Below are 17,559 nucleotides of genomic sequence, written 5' to 3'. Positions count from 1 at the left end.
TGCGGGAGTGTCCGCGGCATGGATGCCGCGGCCAAGCCCCCATGGGTGAGGGCGCTTTGCTTGCGAAGCACTGCTTCGCAAGCGCCCGAACGCACAGCCGCCAGCGGCTGGGCCGGCCTGGGGGTTTACGGCGTCTCCCGCTACCGGACCCACCCCGCCTCCCCTCAGGAAACCAGCTTCTGCTGTTGCTGTTGCCGTTGCTCTGGATCGTAGCGGGTGCAGGGCGCAGCCCTGCCGAGCAACCCTATACTTGCCGCCGTGACTGCCTTCCCTGCCCTCGTTCTGCTGGATGCGCCACTGCTGGTGGGCTACAGCGGCGGTGTCGACTCGACCGTGCTGCTGCACTGGCTGTGGCGCAGCGCCAAGGCCTCCGGCACGGCGCTGCGCGCGGTGCACGTGCACCATGGCCTGCACCCCGATGCGGACGACTGGGTGCTGCATTGCCAGCACCAATGCGCAGCGCTGGGCATCGAACTGGCCGTGCATCGCGTGCAGATCGCCCCTACATCGGGCCTGGGCCTGGAAGGCGCAGCACGGCAGGCGCGACGCGCCGCGTTCGCCACCGAACTGCGCGACGGCGAAACACTGGCGCTGGCGCAGCACCTGGACGACCAGGCCGAGACCTTCCTGCTGCGGGCCCTGCGTGGCTCCGGCGTCGATGGTCTTGCCGCGATGTCCGCAGACAGCCGCGTAGGCGAACACGGTGTGTGGCGACCGCTGCTGGCGGTGCCGCGCCGTGCGCTGCTCGATTACGCGCACCAGCACGCGCTGCGCTGGGTTGAAGACCCCAGCAACGCCGACGACCACGCCGATCGCAATTTCCTGCGCCTGCAGGTGCTGCCGTTGCTGCGCCAGCGCTGGCCGCACGCCGCCGCGGCATTGGCGGGCAGCGCCCTGCATTGCCGGCAGACCCGCGAACTGCTGGACGAGGAGGACGCCGAGCTGATCGTGCATCTGGAGGTGGCACCGCGTGTGCTGTCGCTGCAGCTGCTGCGCCAGGTGTCACCGGGCCGCGCCGCGCGCGTGCTGCGTGCCTGGGTGATCGGCCATGGGGCCGCCCCACTGCCGGCCACGGTGCTGCAGCAGGCGCTGGACGAGCTGCTACCAGCCAGCAACGATCGCCAGGCGCGGGTGCGCTGGCACGATCATGCCATCCAGCAATGGCGCGATCACGCCTATCTCCTGCCCGCGCAACTGCCGGCGCTTCCCCATGATTGGCAGGCCGGATGGGATGGACGCGCGCCATTGGCGCTGCCCGATGGCGGTCAGCTGCACCTGCACGGCGCCGAGGCCTTCGAACGGCCGCTCCAGGTCCGTGCGCGTGTGGGCGGCGAACGCATCCTGCTGCCCGGTCGCCAGCATTCGCATGCGCTGAAGGACTGCCTGCAACGCGAACACCTTGCCCCCTGGCGACGCGCCCAGCTGCCGCTGGTCTTCGATGGAGCGCAGCTGCTTGCCGCCGCCGACGTGGTCATCGCAGCTCCCCTGCAGGCCTGGTTGCAGGCCCACGACGCGCAGCTGCAGTGGCGTCCCGGCGGCTGGTGAATTGACCCCCGCGCGCAGCCCGTCCACACTTGCCGCATGGCCAAGAAGTCCCCCGAAAACGCCTCCCCGGTCGCCCAGTTCGAGCAGTCGCTCGAATCGCTGGAGCAGCTGGTGGAGCAGATGGAAACCGGCGAGCTGAGCCTGGAAGCGTCGCTCAGTGCTTACGAACGCGGCGTCGGTCTGTACCGTCAGTGCCAGCAGGCGCTGGAGCAGGCCGAATTGCGCGTGCGCCTGCTCAGCGATCCGGCCCAGCCGGAAACGGCCGAGCCTTTCGATCCGCCCAACCATGACGGCTGAAGCCCTGTTCGCGCGCTGGCGCGACCGTATCGAAAGCCAGCTCGATGCCGCCCTGCCCTCGCCCGCCGAAGCACCGCAGCGCCTGCACCAGGCCATGCGCTATTCGGTGCTGGGCGGTGGCAAACGCATGCGCCCGCTGCTGGTGTATGCCAGTGGCCACCTGTTCGGCGCGCAGCCGGAACAGCTGGACGCGGCGGCGATGGCTGTCGAGCTGATCCACGCCTATTCGCTGGTGCATGACGACCTGCCGGCGATGGACGACGACGCCCTGCGCCGCGGCAAGCCGACCACCCACATCGCCTTCGACGAAGCCACCGCGATCCTGGCCGGCGACGCCCTGCAGACGCGTGCCTTCGGCCTGCTGGCCGATGCGCCGCTGCCGGCCACGCTGCGCGTGGCCTGCCTGCAGACCCTCGCTCACGCGTCCGGCGCCTCCGGCATGTGCGGTGGCCAGGCGCTGGACATCGATGCCACCGGCCAGCAGCAGACCCTGGCGGCACTGACCCGCATGCATGCGCTGAAGACCGGCGCGCTGATCCGTGCAGCGGTGCGCATGGGGGCGCTGTGCGGCCAGGCCCACGAGCCGCAGCTGGCCCAGCTCGACAGTTTCGCCGATGCACTCGGCCTGGCCTTCCAGGTCCGCGATGACATCCTCGATGTCGAAGCCAGTTCCGAACAGCTGGGCAAGACCGCCGGCAAGGACGAGGCGCAGGACAAGAGCACCTTCCCCGCGCTGCTCGGCATGGACGGCGCGAAGGCGCAGCTGCGCGAACTGGCCGCACGCATGCAGGCCACGTTGGCCGGCCATGGCGAAGAGGCCGATGCGCTGCGCGCGCTGGCAACGCTGGCGGTGGAACGCGATCACTGATCGCCGCCGGTGGCGCTGCCCTCAAACAGGAACGCCCGGCAATGCCGGGCGTTCCTGTTTGCGCATGCGGCCGGTATTACTTGATCAGGCGCAGGGTGAACGGGTAGCGATAGGCTTCGCCGTTGTTGGCCTTGACTGCGGCAATGATGCAGAACACCAGGTTGATGATGCCCACGATCGGCGCCAGGATGCCGCCGATGATCACCACCATCAGGATGATGCTGATGACCATGGCGATGGTCACGGTGATCTGGAAGTTCAGCGCTTCCTTGGCCTGGTCGGTCACGAAGGCCTTGCTGGCGTCATCCTTGTTGATCAGCCAGATGATCAGGGCGCCGATGAACCAGGTGAAGATGCCCAGCAGGTGCGCAGCCAGCGCCATGGTGCGCTGGTCGGCCGGGGCATCGGTGGTTGCCGGCGGCGGCGGGACGTTATCGAATTCGCTCACGACAAAACTCCTTTTCATTGGGTGGTCTTGACCCACCAGCACCAAGCTGGTTGCGTCAGGCGCGCATAGCTTACGTCATCAATGCCATCAATCATTACCGGCGACGGTCATCCGCCCCAGCAGGATCGAACCGGTCCGGATGTGCGAGCGCGGGTCGACGTCGCTGCCGACCGCCTCGATGCTGCTGAACATCTCGCGCAGGTTGCCGGCGATGGTGACGCCGTCCACCGGGTACTGGATCTCGCCGTTCTCGACACGGAAGCCGCCCGCGCCTCGTGAGTAATCGCCGGTCACCCCGTTCACGCCCTGCCCCATCAGCTCGGTCACCAGCAGGCCGTCACCCATCTGCCGGGCGATCTCTTCCAGCGGGCCGGCATTGGCCGCCAGCTGCAGGTTGTGCACGCCGCCAGCATTGGCGGTGGTCTGCAGGCCCAGCTTGCGCGCCGAATAGCTGCCCAGCACGTAGCGCTGCAGTACGCCGTCACGGACCAGCGCCGAACTACGGGTGGCCACGCCGTCGCCGTCGAAGGCGGCCGAGCGCAGGCCACGGCGCAGGTGCGGCAGCTCGTCGATCTGCATCCATTCCGGGAACAGGCGTTGGCCGACGCTGTCCAGCAGGAAGCTGGCCTGGCGGTACAAGGCGCCGCCGGACACCGCCGACAGCAGGTGGCCGACCAGGCTGCGCGCCACTTCCGGGGCGAACAGCACCGGCATGCTGCCAGTAGCCAGTGAACGCGGCTGCAGGCGGGCCACGGTGCGCTCGGCGGCACGACGGCCGACCAGGCCCACGTCTTCCAGGTCCTCCCGGGCAAGCGCGCTGGTGTACCAGCCATCGCGCTGCATGCCATCGCCCTGCCCGGCGATCAGCGCGCAGCCGACCGAATGGTGGGTGCCGCGCTCACGACCAAAGAAACCATGCGAATTGGCATACACCGACAGGCTCTGCATGCTCGACACCGATGCGCCGTCGGAATTGCGGATCTGCGCGTCGGCCTCGCGACCGGCCGCCTCGCAGGCCAGGGCAAGGTCCACCGCCTCATCGGCCTGCAGCGCCCACGGGTGCCAACCGTCCAGCTCCGGGAAGTCGGTGGCCATCAGTGCGGCCTCGGCCAGGCCGGCAGCCGGGTCATCCTCGGTATGCCGGGCAATCGCGCAGGCCTGCTCGACCGTAGCGGCCAGGCTGGCCTCGTTCAGGTCACCGGTGCTGGCACTGCCCTTGCGCTGGCCGAAATAGACGGTCACGGCGATGCCGCGGTCACGCGTGGACTGCACGGTCTCGACCTCGCCGAGGCGGACATTGACCTCCAGTCCGCGGTCCTCGCTGCAACTGACCTCGGCCTGGCTGGCGCCCAGCGCGCGGGCGCGGTCGAGCAGCTGCTGGGAGAGGTCGGCCAGCCGTTCCAGCCGGGCCGGGCTGTCGTCGCCGACGGCCACTTCAGGGGCGATCACGTTCAATGCTTTATCCTGTACAGGTTGGGCCCGGCATCACGCCGGGCGACTTTTTTTGAGATCAGGTAGGGACGATGCGCGGACGCGACGAAGAAACCGGTGAATTCCACGACAAGAGCCGCAGCCAGAACCGGCGCGACGCGCTCGACGTCCTGGCCCTGGGCGAGAAGCTGGTGTCGTTGACCCCGGCCCAGCTGGCGCGCCTGCCGATCCCGGAAGACCTGCTGCCGCATATCGCCGAGTGCAAGCGCATCACCGCCCACATCGCCCACAAGCGCCAGCTGGCGTTCCTGGCCAAGCACATGCGCCGCGAGGACGAGGCAACGCTGGACGCGATCCGCGATGCGCTGGACGCCAACAGCGAGACTGGCCGCCGCGAAGTGGCGATGATGCACCGCGTGGAAGACTGGCGCGACCGCCTGTTGGCCGACGGTGACAAGGCGCTGGCCGCCCTGCTTGACGACTACCCGCAGGCCGACCGCCAGCAGCTGCGCACCCTGGTACGCAACGCGCAGGCCGAAAAGGCGAAGAACAAGCCGCCGCGCGCCTACCGCGAGATCTTCCAGGTGCTGCGTACGCTGATGCTGCCGGCGGCGCTGGGCTTGAAGACGGCAGGCGACGAACACGCCGGCGATCCGGTCGACGAGGCCGACGAGGACTGAGTCCGCGCCGGCCCGGGCGGTGGCCGCGGCCATCGCCACGCTCAGGCCTGCGTACCGCCGACGGTGATGCCCTCGATCAACAGCGAGGGCTGGCCGACACCCACGGGCACACTCTGCCCGTCCTTGCCGCAGATGCCCACGCCCTCGTCCAGGGCCAGATCGTTGCCGACCATGCGCACCTTCTGCATGGTCTCCGGGCCGTTGCCGATCAGGGTCGCGCCCTTCACCGGGGTGGTGATGCGGCCATCCTCGATCAGGTAGGCCTCGGTGGCCGAGAACACGTACTTGCCGCTGGTGATGTCGACCTGGCCACCGCCGAAGTTCACCGCGTACAGGCCCTTCTTCACCGAACGGATCATCTCCTGCGGGTCGTGCTCGCCGGCGCGCATGTAGGTGTTGGTCATGCGTGGCATGGTCAGGTGCGCGAACGATTCGCGGCGCCCGTTGCCGGTCGGGGCCATGCCCATCAGCCGCGCGTTGAGGCTGTCCTGCATGTAGCCGACCAGGATGCCGTCCTCGATCAGCGGGGTGCACTGGCTCGGGTGGCCTTCGTCGTCGATGTTCAACGAACCGCGGCGACCGTCGAGGGTGCCGTCGTCGACGATGGTCACCCCCGGTGCGGCGACGCGCTCGCCGATGCGGCCGGCGTAGACGCTGGTGCCCTTGCGGTTGAAGTCGCCTTCCAGGCCGTGGCCGACCGCTTCGTGCAGCAACACGCCCGGCCAACCCGGGCCGAGCACCACCGGCATCATGCCGGCCGGCGCCGGCACCGCGTCCAGGTTCACCAGCGCCTGGCGCAGCGCTTCCTGGGCCAGGGCTTCGGGGCGGCCGCTGGCGAACAGCGCTTCGTAGCCATAACGGCCACCACCACCGGCGTAGCCGGACTCGCGACGGCCGTTGTGTTCGACGATGACCTGCACGTTCAGGCGTACCAGCGGGCGCACGTCGGCCGCCAGCACGCCGTCGCTGCGGGCGATCAGCACCGTATCGACGCCGCCGGACAGGCTCACCATCACCTGCTTCACGCGCGGGTCGGCGGCACGCAGGTAGCCATCCAGGCGCTTGAGCACCTCGACCTTGGCCTCGTTGCCGATGCCGTCGATCGGGTCCAGCGCCGGGTACAGCGCGCGCGCATTGCCGCGCAGCAGCGAACGTCCGGTCTGCGCACCGCCCTCGCGCGAGATCGCGCGCGCCGACTGCGCCGCCGCCAGCAGCGCATCGGCATGGATGTCATCGGAGTAGGCGAAGCCGGTCTTCTCGCCGGAAATCGCCCGCACGCCCACGCCCTGCTCGATGGAATGGGCGCCGTCCTTGACGATGCCGTCTTCCACGCTCCAGCTCTCGCGGCGGGCGTGCTGGAAATAAAGGTCGCCGAAGTCGACACCAGGGCCGAGCAGCTGCCCGAAGGTGCGCTCCAGGCCGGCGGTATCCAGGCCGCCGGGGCGCAGCAGGCGGTCTTGGGCAAGCGTCAGGGCGATATCAGTCATGGTTTCGATCTGGGGGTGCGGGGGCGCTCAGGCAAGCCCCGTGAACAGGAAGCCGTGCTCAGCGCGAGCGCGGCAGGTCGGTGACGGTCGGCGGAATGGCCGGTGCAGGTGCCGGCACGGGCGGTGATGGGGTCTTGTCGCGGCTGCGCTCGATCACTTCCACCTTCGGCTCCTTCCATGGACCGGTCACCTTGTAGGTACGGGCGCCAATCTCGCCCAGCGGCTTGGACAATACCGCATTGGTGGCCGCGCCCAGCGCCGCCCCCACCGGGCCGCCGGCCACCGCACCGACCACGGTCAGCAGGTTGCCCGCGCGCGGGTTGACGTCGATGGTCTGGTCGAACTGCTGGTTGCGCAGGTCGGCCTGGCCACGGATGGTGATGTTGGCCGCCGGGCCTTCGATCAGCACCTTGTCGGTGCGCGCCATGCCCTGACCGAACTGCATGCTGCCCTCGATCTGGTTGAACGCGAAGCCCTTGGAGAAGAAGTCGCGGAAATCGAACATCAGCCGCCGCGGCAGCTGCGCGACGCTGAGCAGGCCCAGCACGCGGCCGGCGCCCGGCTCCAGCTCCAGCAGCTGGCCATTGCGCGCATGCAGGTCGAGGCTGCCCTGCAGGTTGCCCAGCTGGAAGTCCGACGGCCCCCCGCTCCAGGCCGCCTGCAGCTGCGCCTGGCCGGAACCGCCGCGCAGCTGGCCGCCGTAATCAAGGTTCTGCATCAGCCCGCCCAGGTCCTCGCTGCGCACCTGCGCGGTCAGTTCGGTACGGGCGCCGCCCGTACGGCCGAGCCAGCGGCCGGTGATGTCGATTTCCTGGTCCGGCGCGCGGAAGCGCAACGCGTCCACGTTCAGGCCGTTGGCTAGTGGGCGCGTGCGCAGCACCGCCTGGCCCAGCACCACCTTGCCGAACTTCAGGTCGGCGATGTCCAGCGCGAACGGCGGCAGCTTGGCCGGGTCCATGTCATTGGCACCGGCCTGTACCCGCGCCGGCGCGGCGGCCGCACCCGGTGCCGCCGGCAGTGACTGCCAGTGCACGCGGTCAAGCTGGCCGCTGATGGTGCCGCCGTCGGCGTTGGGTACGGTCAGGCGGCCGGCCAGCGACGGCCCGTCCAGGCGCACGTCCAGTGCCTGCGGGCCCGGGTGCAGCTGCAGCCGGGTCTGCTCGAAGACTCCGCCGATCAGCTTGAGCTGGCCGACCTGCACGTCGACCGCGCGCAGCGGCATCGCGTCGTCGTCACTCCCCCCGCGCGCCAGGCTGATCCACTCCAGCGCATCCAGGGTCGGGCTGCGGCCATTGACCGTCAGTCCGCTCGCCGGCGGCTCGCGGTCGACATGGTCGCTGCCCAGCGTGACCTGCACACCGGTCTGGTTGTTGTGGCTGCGCGCGGCCAGGGCCAGGCGCTGGCCGAACGCCACATCGATGCGGCCGGCGCCCATCGGCAGCTGCGCGGCCACCGTGGTCGCCAGCGGCTCGGCGGCCGGCTTGTCCAGCGGCGCCGGCAGGTCGAGCCGGGTGCCGACCAGGTCCGAACTCAGTCGCAGCTCGCTCGGCGGCGCAGGCGCGCCGGGCGCCACCTTGGGCAGGTTGACGCCGATGGTCCAGGCCGAATTGCCGTTGATGTAAGGCTTGAGCCAGGCCATCTCCGGAGCACGGTCGATCAGCACGCTGGCATCGAGGCGGGCGGTCAGCTGCGACTCGAAGGCGCGCGTGCTGTCATGCACGTAACCGCCGGCACGCAGGCTCAGCCGTCCTTCCTGGCCGAGGTGGCGCACCGCCAGGTCCTCGGCGCCGAAACCGCCATTGCTGTAGCGCGCCTGCCCGTGCATGTTGTCAAAGGTCAGCTGGAAGCGCTTGTCGACCAGCTTCACGCCGGCCAGATCGACCGTGCCCTGCAGGTGGCCCTCGCCCTCGTCCTGATGCAGCGGCTGCAGCAGATCGAAGGTCACATGGGCCGGACCACTGGCGACCAGATTGTCCAGCGTATCGCCGTAATCCTTGTGCAACGGGCTCTGGCGCAGCATCGCCAGCAGCTTGCCGGCCTCGCTCGGCGCGTCGGCACGTACGTACAACGGCTGGTGCCCGAAGTCCGGAATGCCCGCTTCGAATTTCTGTACCGCCACGCCGGCAAGATCACCCCGTCCACGCATGTCGAAGCCAGGGCCGATGAAGGCGATGTCGGCGTCGACCTGGCTCATCAGCGGCCAGTCGTGCTGGAAGCGGATGTCGCCATTGGTGATGTGGCCGGTGGCCTCGAAGCGGCCATCATTGTTGTCGAACGGCCAGTCGTCCAGGTCACCGGTGACCAGGCCGACGCCATTGCGCACCTGGCCGCCAGCCAGCGCCATGTCCAGCCAGTCGGTGGCGCCCTTGCTCATCTTGGAGTGGATCCAGAAGCGCTTGGCCGCCGTCATCGGCACGTCGTCCAGCTTCGCGGCCAGCTGCAGCCACGGCCGCGTGCCGTCGCCCTGGAACCAGACCCCGCCGCGCACGTCGGCCGCGTAGTCGGTGCCTTCCACACGCATCGCCGGCGTCCCGATCCGCCAACCACCGCCCTCGTCGCGCCAGCCCACGATCTGTCCGGCCAGGTGCAGGTCATGGCGCACGCCGAAGCCGGTCGGCCAATCGAACTGCAGCTGCCGTTGCGGTTGCAGCTGCAGGCTGAAGCCGTCGGCGTCGCCTTCAAAGCGCCCGCCCAGGCCGCGCAGGCCGGGCGAGTTGCCCACGCTGGCGAAACCCAGCGACTGCAGTTCACCCTGCGCCCACAGGGGGCCATCGCGTTCGCCCGACAGCTGCAACGCGCGCACGTCCAGCTGCGGCCTGGACAGGAACAGCCAGCGACGCAGGCCCGGCTCAAGGCGATCACTCAGGGCCAGCGCACGCAGTGCGATGCCGGCCTGCACTTCACCGGAACGGACCTGCAGCTGTTTGCCGACCTGCAGCTGCAGGCCATCGAGGCGCTGCTCGCCGTCTTCATTCTTCAGCCGCAGCTGCGGTACCTGCAGCGCCCAGCCCTCGGCCTGGCGCTGCCAGCGCAGGCGGGCCTGCAGTCGCTGCAGCTGCAGCTGCGGCGCCGCCATGCCGGGTATCGGTGCGCCATCGATACGCACGTCGCGCAGGTCCGAATCCGTGGTCAGCGCCACCGGCGCGAAATCGCGCAGGGTCAACCACAGGTTCAACTCGCCCTTGCCCTCGCGCAGGCGCACGCCGCCAGCCGCCAGCAAGGGCGCCCAGGCGTGGAAATCGACCGGGTCGGCGCCCAGCCAGGCCTCGCCGTTGCCGCGCGCACGGTCCACGTCCAGCACCGCGGTCAGCGGCAGCGCTTCGGGCTGCGCCCAGGCGCGTACGCCCACGCGCAGGCGATCGCCATTGACCCGCATGCGCAGGTCGATGCGCGGCAGCGTGGTGTCGATGCCCAACGTCGGCGCGTGCACGCCCAGGCGCCCCCCGATCACCTGCAGCTCGCCCAGCCGGCGCAGCGCATCCAGCGGATCGCCGCCGTTGTCCGATTGCGGCAGCCCGCGCACCGTCCAGCGTCCGTCCTCGCCCTGCTGCAGATCCAGCGCCAGGCCACGCAGGCGCAGCTCGGTCAGCGAGCGCCCGGGCAGCAGCCCGCTGTACATCGATACCAGCACCTCGGCCTCGCCGATCGCCAGGCCCTGCCCGGCGCCGATGCGCAGGCCTTTCAGCTGCAGCAGCGGGCCACGACGGGTCCAGGCGGTCTGCAGCTGGTCGAAACGCACCGGCTGGCCGGCACGCTCGCTCAGCCAGGCGGCAATCCTGTCAGGATGACGCTCGGCCAGCGGCAGCAGCTGGCTGAGCGTGCCCACCAGCAGTGCAAGCCCGACCAGGCCCACCGCACAGGCGGCAATGAAATGACGGCGGATCCTTCGCGGTCGCAGGCGCGGCGGCGCGCTCATCGGCCACCGCCGGCCTGCAGCCGGCGAGGATCAGAGCAGAACGACATCGAATTGCTCCTGCAGGTACTGCTCGTCCGCCTGGAAGCGGATGCTCTTGCCGAGGAACTCTTCCAGCTCGGCCACCGCCGAGGATTCCTCATCGGTAATGCGCGCGACCACCTTGGTCGAGGCGATCACCAGCAGGCGCGCAGCGTCGAACTGGCGCACGGCACGGGTGATCTCGCGGAAGATCTCGTAGGTCACCGTCTCGGTGGTCTTGATGCTGCCGCGGCCGCTGCACTGCGGGCAGGTCTCCGACAGCTGGCGCTCCAGGCTTTCCACCGTACGCTTGCGGGTCATCTCCACCAGGCCCAGCGGCGAGAAATCATAGACCGTGGTCTTGGCATGGTCGCGGGCCAGCGCCTTTTCCAGCGTGCGCAGCACCTGGCGACGATGCTCCGCATCATCCATGTCGATGAAGTCGATGATGATGATGCCGCCCAGGTTGCGCAGCCGCAGCTGCCGCGCCACCGCCTGCGCCGCTTCCAGGTTGGTGCGGAACACCGTTTCTTCCAGGTTGCGCTGGCCGAGGAACGAGCCGGTGTTGACGTCGATGGTGGTCATCGCCTCGGTCTGGTCGATCACCAGGTAGCCACCGGATTTCAGCGGCACCTGCTTGTCCAGCGCGCGGCCGATCTCGTCCTCCACGCCGAACATGTCGAAGATCGGGCGGTCACCGGAGTACAGCTCCAGCTTCTCGGCCAGCACCGGCATGTACTTGGCGACGAAGGCCTGCAGTTGGCCGAAGGTTTCCTTCGAGTCCACCTTCACCTTGTCCACGTCCTTGCGGATCAGGTCGCGCACCGACCGCAGCGGCAGGCTCAGGTCTTCATAGATGATGCTGCACGACGGCGCTTCGCGGCCGCGGCGCTCGACCACGTTCCACACGCGCGACAGGTAGGCGATGTCCTCGGCGATGGCCTCGGCCGGCTGCCCTTCGGCGTTGGTGCGCACGATGTAGCCGTAGCCGCCGTGCTGCGCCGACAACTCGGTCACCAGCGCCTTCAGGCGGGCGCGCTCGGTTTCATCCTCGATGCGCGCGGACACCCCCACCACCTTGGACTGCGGCAGCAGCACCATGTAGCGCGAGGGAATGCTGATCTGCGTGGTCAGGCGTGCACCCTTGGTGCCGATCGGGTCCTTCACCACCTGCACCACGATGTCCTGGCCGTCACGCAGCAGCTCGACGATCGGCACGCTGGCCGGCGGCGGCAGGGTCGTGTTCTCGGTGTCGGCACTGGCCACCGGGGCCGGGCGCACCACGTCGTTGGCGTGCAGGAACGCGGCGCGCTCCAGGCCGACCTCGACGAACGCGGCCTGCATGCCGGGCATGACCCGCTGCACCTTGCCCTTGTAGATGTTGCCGACCACACCCCGGCGCCAGCCGCGCTCGATGTGCAGTTCCTGCAGCATGCCGTTCTCGATCACCGCGACCCGGGTTTCGCGGGGGGTCACATTGACCAGGATTTCCTCAGACATCGGCAGCCTCCCTGGCGGCATCGGCAGTGGGGGCCGGCACGCCACAGCGCGCCAGCAGACGATCGGTATGCAGCAATGGCAGCCCCATGACGCCGGAGTAGCTGCCGGAAAGATGTTCGATCCAGCGCTCGGCCCCGCCCTGGATGGCGTAGGCCCCGGCCTTGTCCAACGGCTCGCCGGTGGCGACATAGGCGGCGATGTCGGCGGCGGCGATCGGGGCGAAGGTCACTTCGGAAATGACCAGTTCGCTGTCCAGCCCGTCGGCGCCGACCACCACCACCGCAGTCATCACCTGGTGGGTGCGCCCGGCCAGGCGCGCCAGCATCGCGCGCGCGCCGGCGGCGTCGGCCGGCTTGCCGAACACTTCACCGTCCAGCACCACCTCGGTGTCCGAGCCGAGCACCCGCGCCTGCGGGTCTTCGGCCAGCACCCGGGCCAGCCCGGCGCGCGCCTTGTCGGCGGCGACCCGGCACACATACTGTTCGGCACTCTCGGTCGCGGCGCGCTGCTCGACGACCTCCAGGTCCAGGGCCTGGAAGGGGCGTCCGAGTCGGGCCAGCAACTGGTTGCGTCGGGGGGAGCGGGAAGCAAGATAGAGCATCGGCACAGCATAACCTGAGCCCGTCACCTGAATCGTCGGCAACCCGTTACGGAACGCGTACAACCCCGTACAGGCTCACAGCGCGTTCATCGCTACGACACCACCCTCACCGCACAACAAGGAGATCCCATGCGCCTGACCGCCACCCCGCTGCTGCTCGCCCTGTCCCTCGCCCTTGGAACCTCGATGACTGCCCATGCTGCTCCTTCGTCGCCCTCGATCGCCGCCGCGGCCGAAGGCACCCTGCTGAACATTTCGGCCAACGCCGAGGCCACCCGCGTGCCGGACGTCGCCACCCTGTCGGCCGGCGTGGTCACCCAGGCCGCCGACGGCAACAGCGCCATGCGCCAGAACGCCCAGCAGATGGACAAGGTGTTGGCCGCGATCAAGGCCGCCGGCATCGCCGAGCGCGACGTGCAGACCAGCGGCGTCAGCCTCAACCCGCAGTACCGCTATGCCGACAACGAGGCGCCGAAGATCACCGGCTACCAGGCCAGCAACACGGTCAGCCTGAAGGTCCGTGACATCGCCAAGCTCGGCAAGGTGCTCGATGCGCTGGCCGCTCAGGGCGCCAACCAGATCAACGGTCCGCAGTTTGAGATCGACCAGCCCGAACCGGTCTATGACGAAGCCCGCCTGGCCGCGCTGAAGAAGGCCCAGGCCCGCGCCCAGACCTATGCCAAGTCGCTGGGCCTGCAGGTGCGCCGCATCGTCAGCATCTCCGAGAACAGCAGCGGCGGTTTCCGCCCGATGCAGATGATGCGCACCATGGCGGCCGGTGCGGCGATGGACAAGGCCACCCCGGTCGCACCGGGCGAATCGACCGTCTCGGTCAACCTGGACGTGGTGTTCGAACTGGGCCGCTGATCGCGTCCGCCGCGGTCGACGACACAGGCGGGTCCCGCAGGGGGCCCGCCTTTTTCGTGCCCTCCGCCGACACTGGCTGAAGGCCAGCCCAACGATCATGCCCCTGCCTCTAGGCAGTAGCCGTCGTGCCGCGCTACTGATGGACTGCCAGCCGCGTGCGGCAACCCCGCCACGGGCCCTGGTGCGTTGAGGACTTCGTCACTGGCATGGAGGTGGATCATGGTTCGTACGTACCCCGTTGCATCCCTGCATTTCGACGCCGCCCGGGTGGCCGCCTGGAGCGCGGCGATCGCCCTGCACCTGCTGGCCTTCCTGTTGCTGCTCATCCCTGCGACCTACCAGGCCGTGCAGGTCCCGCGTGAAAAGACGCCGGTCCGGCTGATCGAGAAGATCCCGCCACCGCCAACGCCGCCGGTTCCGGTCACGCCCAAGGAGATCGTCCAGGTGGTGCCGAAACCGCGAACGCAGCCGGTGGTGCCGCCACTGCCCGCGCCCACCGCGACCGTGGAGGAGACCCAGGGCATCGCGTTGCCGGCCACCGAACCGGCTCCGCCGCAGCTGGCGCCCAGCATCGACACGTCCACCCCTCTGGCCGGCGCCCAGCTGCAGTACCGCAGCGCCCCGCCGCCGACCTACCCCATCCAGTCCCTGCGCAACCACGAACAGGGCACGGTGCTGTTGCGGGTGGAAGTGGACAGCCATGGCCAACCGGTCGCGGTCAGCGTCGAGCGCAGCAGCGGCTCGCGCAACCTGGACCAGGCCGCCCGCCAGCAGGTGCTCCGGCACTGGCGCTTCGAGCCTGCCCAGCGTGACGGCGTGGCAGTTCCGGCCATCGGCCTGGTACCGGTGCAGTTCTCGTTGCCCGACTGAGCCCCACCACCGGCCCGGCCTCGCGCCGGGCCGGTCCCTGCCGCTGCCCGGGAAATGCGGAGAGGCCAGGGACCAAGCGTTACCGATTAAGCAAAATTTCACGACTTCGTCACCTGCAGGAAACCTAGATTGGCGCGTCCCGGTATCGATCCGGCGACAGCCCTCAACGCTACGGTTTTCCAGTTAGGAGAGAAGCTGTGAAACACCCGATCCAACGGCCCGCCAGCCGCCGCCGCAGCACCCTGGCATCGTCCATCACCCACATCCTCACCGGCGGCGCCCTGCTGCTGGCCGGCGCCGTCGCTTCCTCCTCCGCCTTCGCGCAGGAAAAGGCCACCAACCTCGACCGCATCACGGTCACCGGCTCCAACATCCCGCGCACCAACACCGAGACACCGTCGCCGGTGCAGGTGGTGACCCGCCAGGAAATCGACCGCACCGGCAAGACCTCGCTGGCCGAGTACCTGCAGACCATCACCGCCGATGGCGCCGGCTCGATTCCCAAGACCTTCGGCAACGGTTTCGCCGGCGGTGGTGCCGGCATCTCGCTGCGCGGCCTGGGCGCCGGCTCGACGCTGGTACTGTTGAACGGCCGCCGCATGGCCACCTATGGCCTGGCCGATGACGGACAGAAGGTCTTCACCGACCTCAGCACCATTCCGCTCGATGCCGTCGAGCGCGTGGAAGTCCTGAAGGACGGCGCTTCGGCGATCTACGGCTCCGATGCCATCGCCGGCGTGGTCAACATCATCCTGCGCAGCGACTTCCAGGGCGCCATCCTGCGTGGCTCCTACGGCCTGTCCGGTGACAGCGATGGCGACGCCCGGAAGGCAACCCTGACCGCCGGTACCGGCGACCTGGCCACCGATGGCTGGAACGCCTTCTTCAGCCTGGACGTTGGCAAGACCGACGCGATCAAGATCAGCGACCGCAAGAACCGCAAGTGGATCGGTACCGGTGACACCCGCCCGTGGGGCTATGACAAGACCGCCCAGTTCCTCGGCGGTGCCTACACCCGTGGTGGCACCTCCGGCGGTTCCGGCCCGAACGGCTCCTACCTCGACGCCACCGGCCATCTGGTGCCGCTGCCGGGTTGCGCCGGCCTGACCACCATCGGTGGGCAGACCCCGGCCAGCATCGCCGCCGATGGCTGCCTGTGGGATCCGGCGCAGCAGTACCGCGACCTGATTCCGGAAGAGAAGTACGTCAACGTGTTCGGTCGCGCCAGCTTCGCCTTCGGTGAAGGCGGCGAGATCTACACCGAGATCGGCTACTCGAAGAAGGAAACCATCTTCAGCAACACCCCGTCCGGCGTGTCGGGCGGCTGGGGCTATCCGGGCGGCCCGGTCAATGCCAACAGTGGCCCCGGTGCCACCGTGCTGGGCCCGAACCATCCCGACAACCCGACCCCGGGCACGGCGCGCCGCGTGCGTTACTCGGCCTGGGATGTCGGCCCGCGCGTGACCGACAACACCAATGAGTTCAACCGCTTCCTGGTCGGCATCAAGGGCAACTGGGGCGACTGGAGCTACGACACCGCCTACCTGCACTCGGGCACCGACCTGACCAACAAGCGCACCGGCTTCCTGCGCTACAGCGCCGTCCAGTGTGCACTGGGCAATGCCAACTGCGCCGGTGGCGTGTGGCGTATCGGTGATGATGCCGGCAAGAACTCGCAGGCGCTGTACGACTACATCTCGCCCACGATCAGCGCCCGCGCCAAGTCCAGCCTGGACATGTTCGACTTCACCGTCTCGCGCAGCCTGATGGACCTGAAGGGTGGTCCGCTGGGCCTGGCGATCGGTACCGAGTGGCGCAAGACCAGCAACAGCCTGACCCCGCAGACCTACACCGACCAGGGCGACATCATCGGCCTGGGCTACTCGGCCTATGACGGCACCCAGAACGTCTATGCCGGCTACGTCGAACTGTCGGCACCGGTGCTGGAACAGCTGGAACTGTCCGGCGCCCTGCGTTACGACAAGTACGAAAGCGGCGAAGGCAAGGCTACGCCGAAGCTGGGCGTGAAGTGGACCCCGGCCGACTGGATCGCCCTGCGCGCCAGCTACGCCGAAGGTTTCCGCGCGCCGAACCCGGCCGAGAACGGTGACGGTGGCCTGGCCGCCTTCTCCACTGCGGTCGACCCGGTGCGTTGCCAGATCAGCGGCGGCGCTGCCAGCGAATGTGGCGCCAATTCGGTGGCGATCATCACCAAGCCGAACAAGCTGCTGAAGCCGGAAGAGTCCAAGAGCTACTCGGTCGGCATCGTGCTGCAGCCGACTTCGACCACCTCGATGACCGTCGATGCCTGGCAGATCAAGCGTACCAACGAGATCGTGCAGGGCAGCACGGCGGCGGCGATCCTGGCCGGCAACGTGCTGCGCGACAGCAACAATCTCAATGGCGTGGCCAACAGCGGCACCATCCTGGCGGTCAACACCGGCTACGTGAATGCCAGCTCGTCGCGCGTGCGCGGTATCGATACCGATATCCGCCAGACCTTCGAGATCGGCCCGGGCCAGCTGGAGCTGGACCTGCAGTGGAGCCACATCCTGAAGTTCGAGCGCACCGAAGGCGGCGACACGGTTGATTACGTGGGTACCCACGGCAACTGCGACGTCACCAACTGCATCGGTACGCCGAAGGACAAGGTCAACTTCGGCACCACCTGGAAGCAGGGCCCGTGGAGCGTCAGCGGCATCGTCAACTACATCAGCAAGATGGACAACATCGACAGCCGTGGTGGCAGCTACCTGGCCTTCTACGCTGACGGTACGCCGGTGAAGAAGATCTCTTCGTTCACCACGATGGACCTGTCCGGTCGCTGGAGCATCAACGACTCGTTCGAACTCAACGCCTCGGTGGCCAACGTGTTCGACCGCATCGCCCCGCTCGATCCGACCACCTACGGCGCGGTGAACTACAACCCGATGCACTTCTCCGGTGCGCTGGGCCGTTACTACACCGTCGGCTTCAAGTACACGTTCAAGTAAGACCGGTTGCAGCGTCACCTTCGAAGGCCCGGGCCGTT

General features: G+C 68.6%; 13 protein-coding genes. 7 read left to right on the top strand and 6 right to left on the bottom strand.

Features of this window, described 5'->3' with window-relative positions; genetic code table 11:
- Window positions 1-258 precede the first annotated feature (258 nt).
- From tilS to AC5P8R_RS15860, 3 genes are read left to right on the top strand one after another with little or no spacing between them, the layout of a single operon-like run.
- On the top strand, window positions 259-1,545 hold the full coding sequence (tilS, locus tag AC5P8R_RS15870) for a tRNA lysidine(34) synthetase TilS (RefSeq protein ID WP_495223608.1): 1,287 nt from the start codon (window positions 259-261) through the stop codon (window positions 1,543-1,545).
- A 36-nt stretch (window positions 1,546-1,581) separates the two neighbouring features.
- Window positions 1,582-1,842, top strand: coding sequence for an exodeoxyribonuclease VII small subunit (locus AC5P8R_RS15865; protein ID WP_014647931.1), 261 nt, complete (start codon window positions 1,582-1,584; stop codon window positions 1,840-1,842).
- Window positions 1,832-2,710: a polyprenyl synthetase family protein gene (locus tag AC5P8R_RS15860; protein WP_014647932.1), complete on the top strand. Its 879-nt coding sequence runs from the start codon at window positions 1,832-1,834 to the stop codon at window positions 2,708-2,710. Before AC5P8R_RS15865 ends, AC5P8R_RS15860 begins: the two co-directional genes overlap by 11 nt.
- Before the next feature lie 76 nt (window positions 2,711-2,786).
- Here AC5P8R_RS15860 and AC5P8R_RS15855 read toward each other — a convergent pair whose 3' ends face one another.
- Together AC5P8R_RS15855 and pmbA are read right to left on the bottom strand one after the other, a co-directional pair.
- On the bottom strand, window positions 2,787-3,158 hold the full coding sequence (locus tag AC5P8R_RS15855; RefSeq protein ID WP_014647933.1) for a DUF4870 domain-containing protein: 372 nt from the start codon (window positions 3,156-3,158) through the stop codon (window positions 2,787-2,789).
- An 87-nt stretch (window positions 3,159-3,245) separates the two neighbouring features.
- The gene (gene pmbA, locus AC5P8R_RS15850; RefSeq protein ID WP_014647934.1) at window positions 3,246-4,613 is read right to left on the bottom strand and encodes a metalloprotease PmbA; all 1,368 of its coding nucleotides are present in this window, start codon (window positions 4,611-4,613) and stop codon (window positions 3,246-3,248) included.
- 68 nt (window positions 4,614-4,681) lie between these two features.
- On the opposite strand from pmbA, the gene yjgA reads away from it, so the two are divergent.
- Window positions 4,682-5,269: a ribosome biogenesis factor YjgA gene (gene yjgA / locus AC5P8R_RS15845; RefSeq protein ID WP_014647935.1), complete on the top strand. Its 588-nt coding sequence runs from the start codon at window positions 4,682-4,684 to the stop codon at window positions 5,267-5,269.
- A 41-nt stretch (window positions 5,270-5,310) separates the two neighbouring features.
- Here the strand turns inward: yjgA and tldD are convergent, their stop codons facing one another.
- The 4 genes from tldD to AC5P8R_RS15825 are packed head-to-tail and all read right to left on the bottom strand — an operon-like array spanning window position 5,311 to window position 12,791.
- Window positions 5,311-6,756: a metalloprotease TldD gene (tldD, locus tag AC5P8R_RS15840; RefSeq protein ID WP_014647936.1), complete on the bottom strand. Its 1,446-nt coding sequence runs from the start codon at window positions 6,754-6,756 to the stop codon at window positions 5,311-5,313.
- 58 nt (window positions 6,757-6,814) lie between these two features.
- Window positions 6,815-10,672 carry a YhdP family protein gene (locus AC5P8R_RS15835; protein WP_495223607.1) on the bottom strand — a complete coding sequence of 1,286 codons (3,858 nt, stop codon included), beginning with the start codon at window positions 10,670-10,672 and terminating at the stop codon, window positions 6,815-6,817.
- A gap of 30 nt (window positions 10,673-10,702) precedes the next feature.
- Window positions 10,703-12,190: a ribonuclease G gene (gene rng, locus AC5P8R_RS15830; RefSeq protein WP_005418079.1), complete on the bottom strand. Its 1,488-nt coding sequence runs from the start codon at window positions 12,188-12,190 to the stop codon at window positions 10,703-10,705.
- Window positions 12,183-12,791 (bottom strand): Maf family nucleotide pyrophosphatase, encoded by a 609-nt coding sequence (locus AC5P8R_RS15825; RefSeq protein WP_032961948.1) that lies wholly within the window; start codon window positions 12,789-12,791, stop codon window positions 12,183-12,185. The genes rng and AC5P8R_RS15825 overlap by 8 nt, the downstream gene beginning before the upstream one ends.
- 129 nt (window positions 12,792-12,920) lie before the next feature.
- Here AC5P8R_RS15825 and AC5P8R_RS15820 point away from each other — a divergent pair, with 129 nt between their 5' ends.
- From AC5P8R_RS15820 to AC5P8R_RS15810, 3 genes are all read left to right on the top strand, one after another.
- On the top strand, window positions 12,921-13,658 hold the full coding sequence (locus tag AC5P8R_RS15820) for an SIMPL domain-containing protein (RefSeq protein ID WP_049406598.1): 738 nt from the start codon (window positions 12,921-12,923) through the stop codon (window positions 13,656-13,658).
- A 219-nt stretch (window positions 13,659-13,877) separates the two neighbouring features.
- Window positions 13,878-14,528 carry an energy transducer TonB gene (locus AC5P8R_RS15815; RefSeq protein WP_495223606.1) on the top strand — a complete coding sequence of 217 codons (651 nt, stop codon included), beginning with the start codon at window positions 13,878-13,880 and terminating at the stop codon, window positions 14,526-14,528.
- 197 nt (window positions 14,529-14,725) lie between these two features.
- The gene (locus AC5P8R_RS15810; protein WP_014647941.1) at window positions 14,726-17,521 is read left to right on the top strand and encodes a TonB-dependent receptor; all 2,796 of its coding nucleotides are present in this window, start codon (window positions 14,726-14,728) and stop codon (window positions 17,519-17,521) included.
- Window positions 17,522-17,559 lie beyond the last annotated feature (38 nt).

It is taken from the genome of Stenotrophomonas sp. YJH_SMC_73, assembly GCF_059370155.1.
The sequence above is the reverse complement of the archived record's forward strand: the minus strand, read 5'-3'. Positions and strand labels throughout refer to the sequence as shown.

What these genes read in the sequence shown, in the direction of transcription:
- AC5P8R_RS15865 (WP_014647931.1), top strand. Translation starts at nt 1,582, where the DNA reads ATGGCCAAGAAGTCCCCCGAAAACGCCTCCCCGGTCGCCCAGTTCGAG.
- AC5P8R_RS15860 (WP_014647932.1), top strand. Translation starts at nt 1,832, where the DNA reads ATGACGGCTGAAGCCCTGTTCGCGCGCTGGCGCGACCGTATCGAAAGC.
- yjgA (WP_014647935.1), top strand. Translation starts at nt 4,682, where the DNA reads ATGCGCGGACGCGACGAAGAAACCGGTGAATTCCACGACAAGAGCCGC.
- tldD (WP_014647936.1), bottom strand. Translation starts at nt 6,756, where the DNA reads ATGACTGATATCGCCCTGACGCTTGCCCAAGACCGCCTGCTGCGCCCC.
- AC5P8R_RS15835 (WP_495223607.1), bottom strand. Translation starts at nt 10,672, where the DNA reads ATGAGCGCGCCGCCGCGCCTGCGACCGCGAAGGATCCGCCGTCATTTC.
- rng (WP_005418079.1), bottom strand. Translation starts at nt 12,190, where the DNA reads ATGTCTGAGGAAATCCTGGTCAATGTGACCCCCCGCGAAACCCGGGTC.
- AC5P8R_RS15825 (WP_032961948.1), bottom strand. Translation starts at nt 12,791, where the DNA reads ATGCTCTATCTTGCTTCCCGCTCCCCCCGACGCAACCAGTTGCTGGCC.
- AC5P8R_RS15820 (WP_049406598.1), top strand. Translation starts at nt 12,921, where the DNA reads ATGCGCCTGACCGCCACCCCGCTGCTGCTCGCCCTGTCCCTCGCCCTT.
- AC5P8R_RS15815 (WP_495223606.1), top strand. Translation starts at nt 13,878, where the DNA reads ATGGTTCGTACGTACCCCGTTGCATCCCTGCATTTCGACGCCGCCCGG.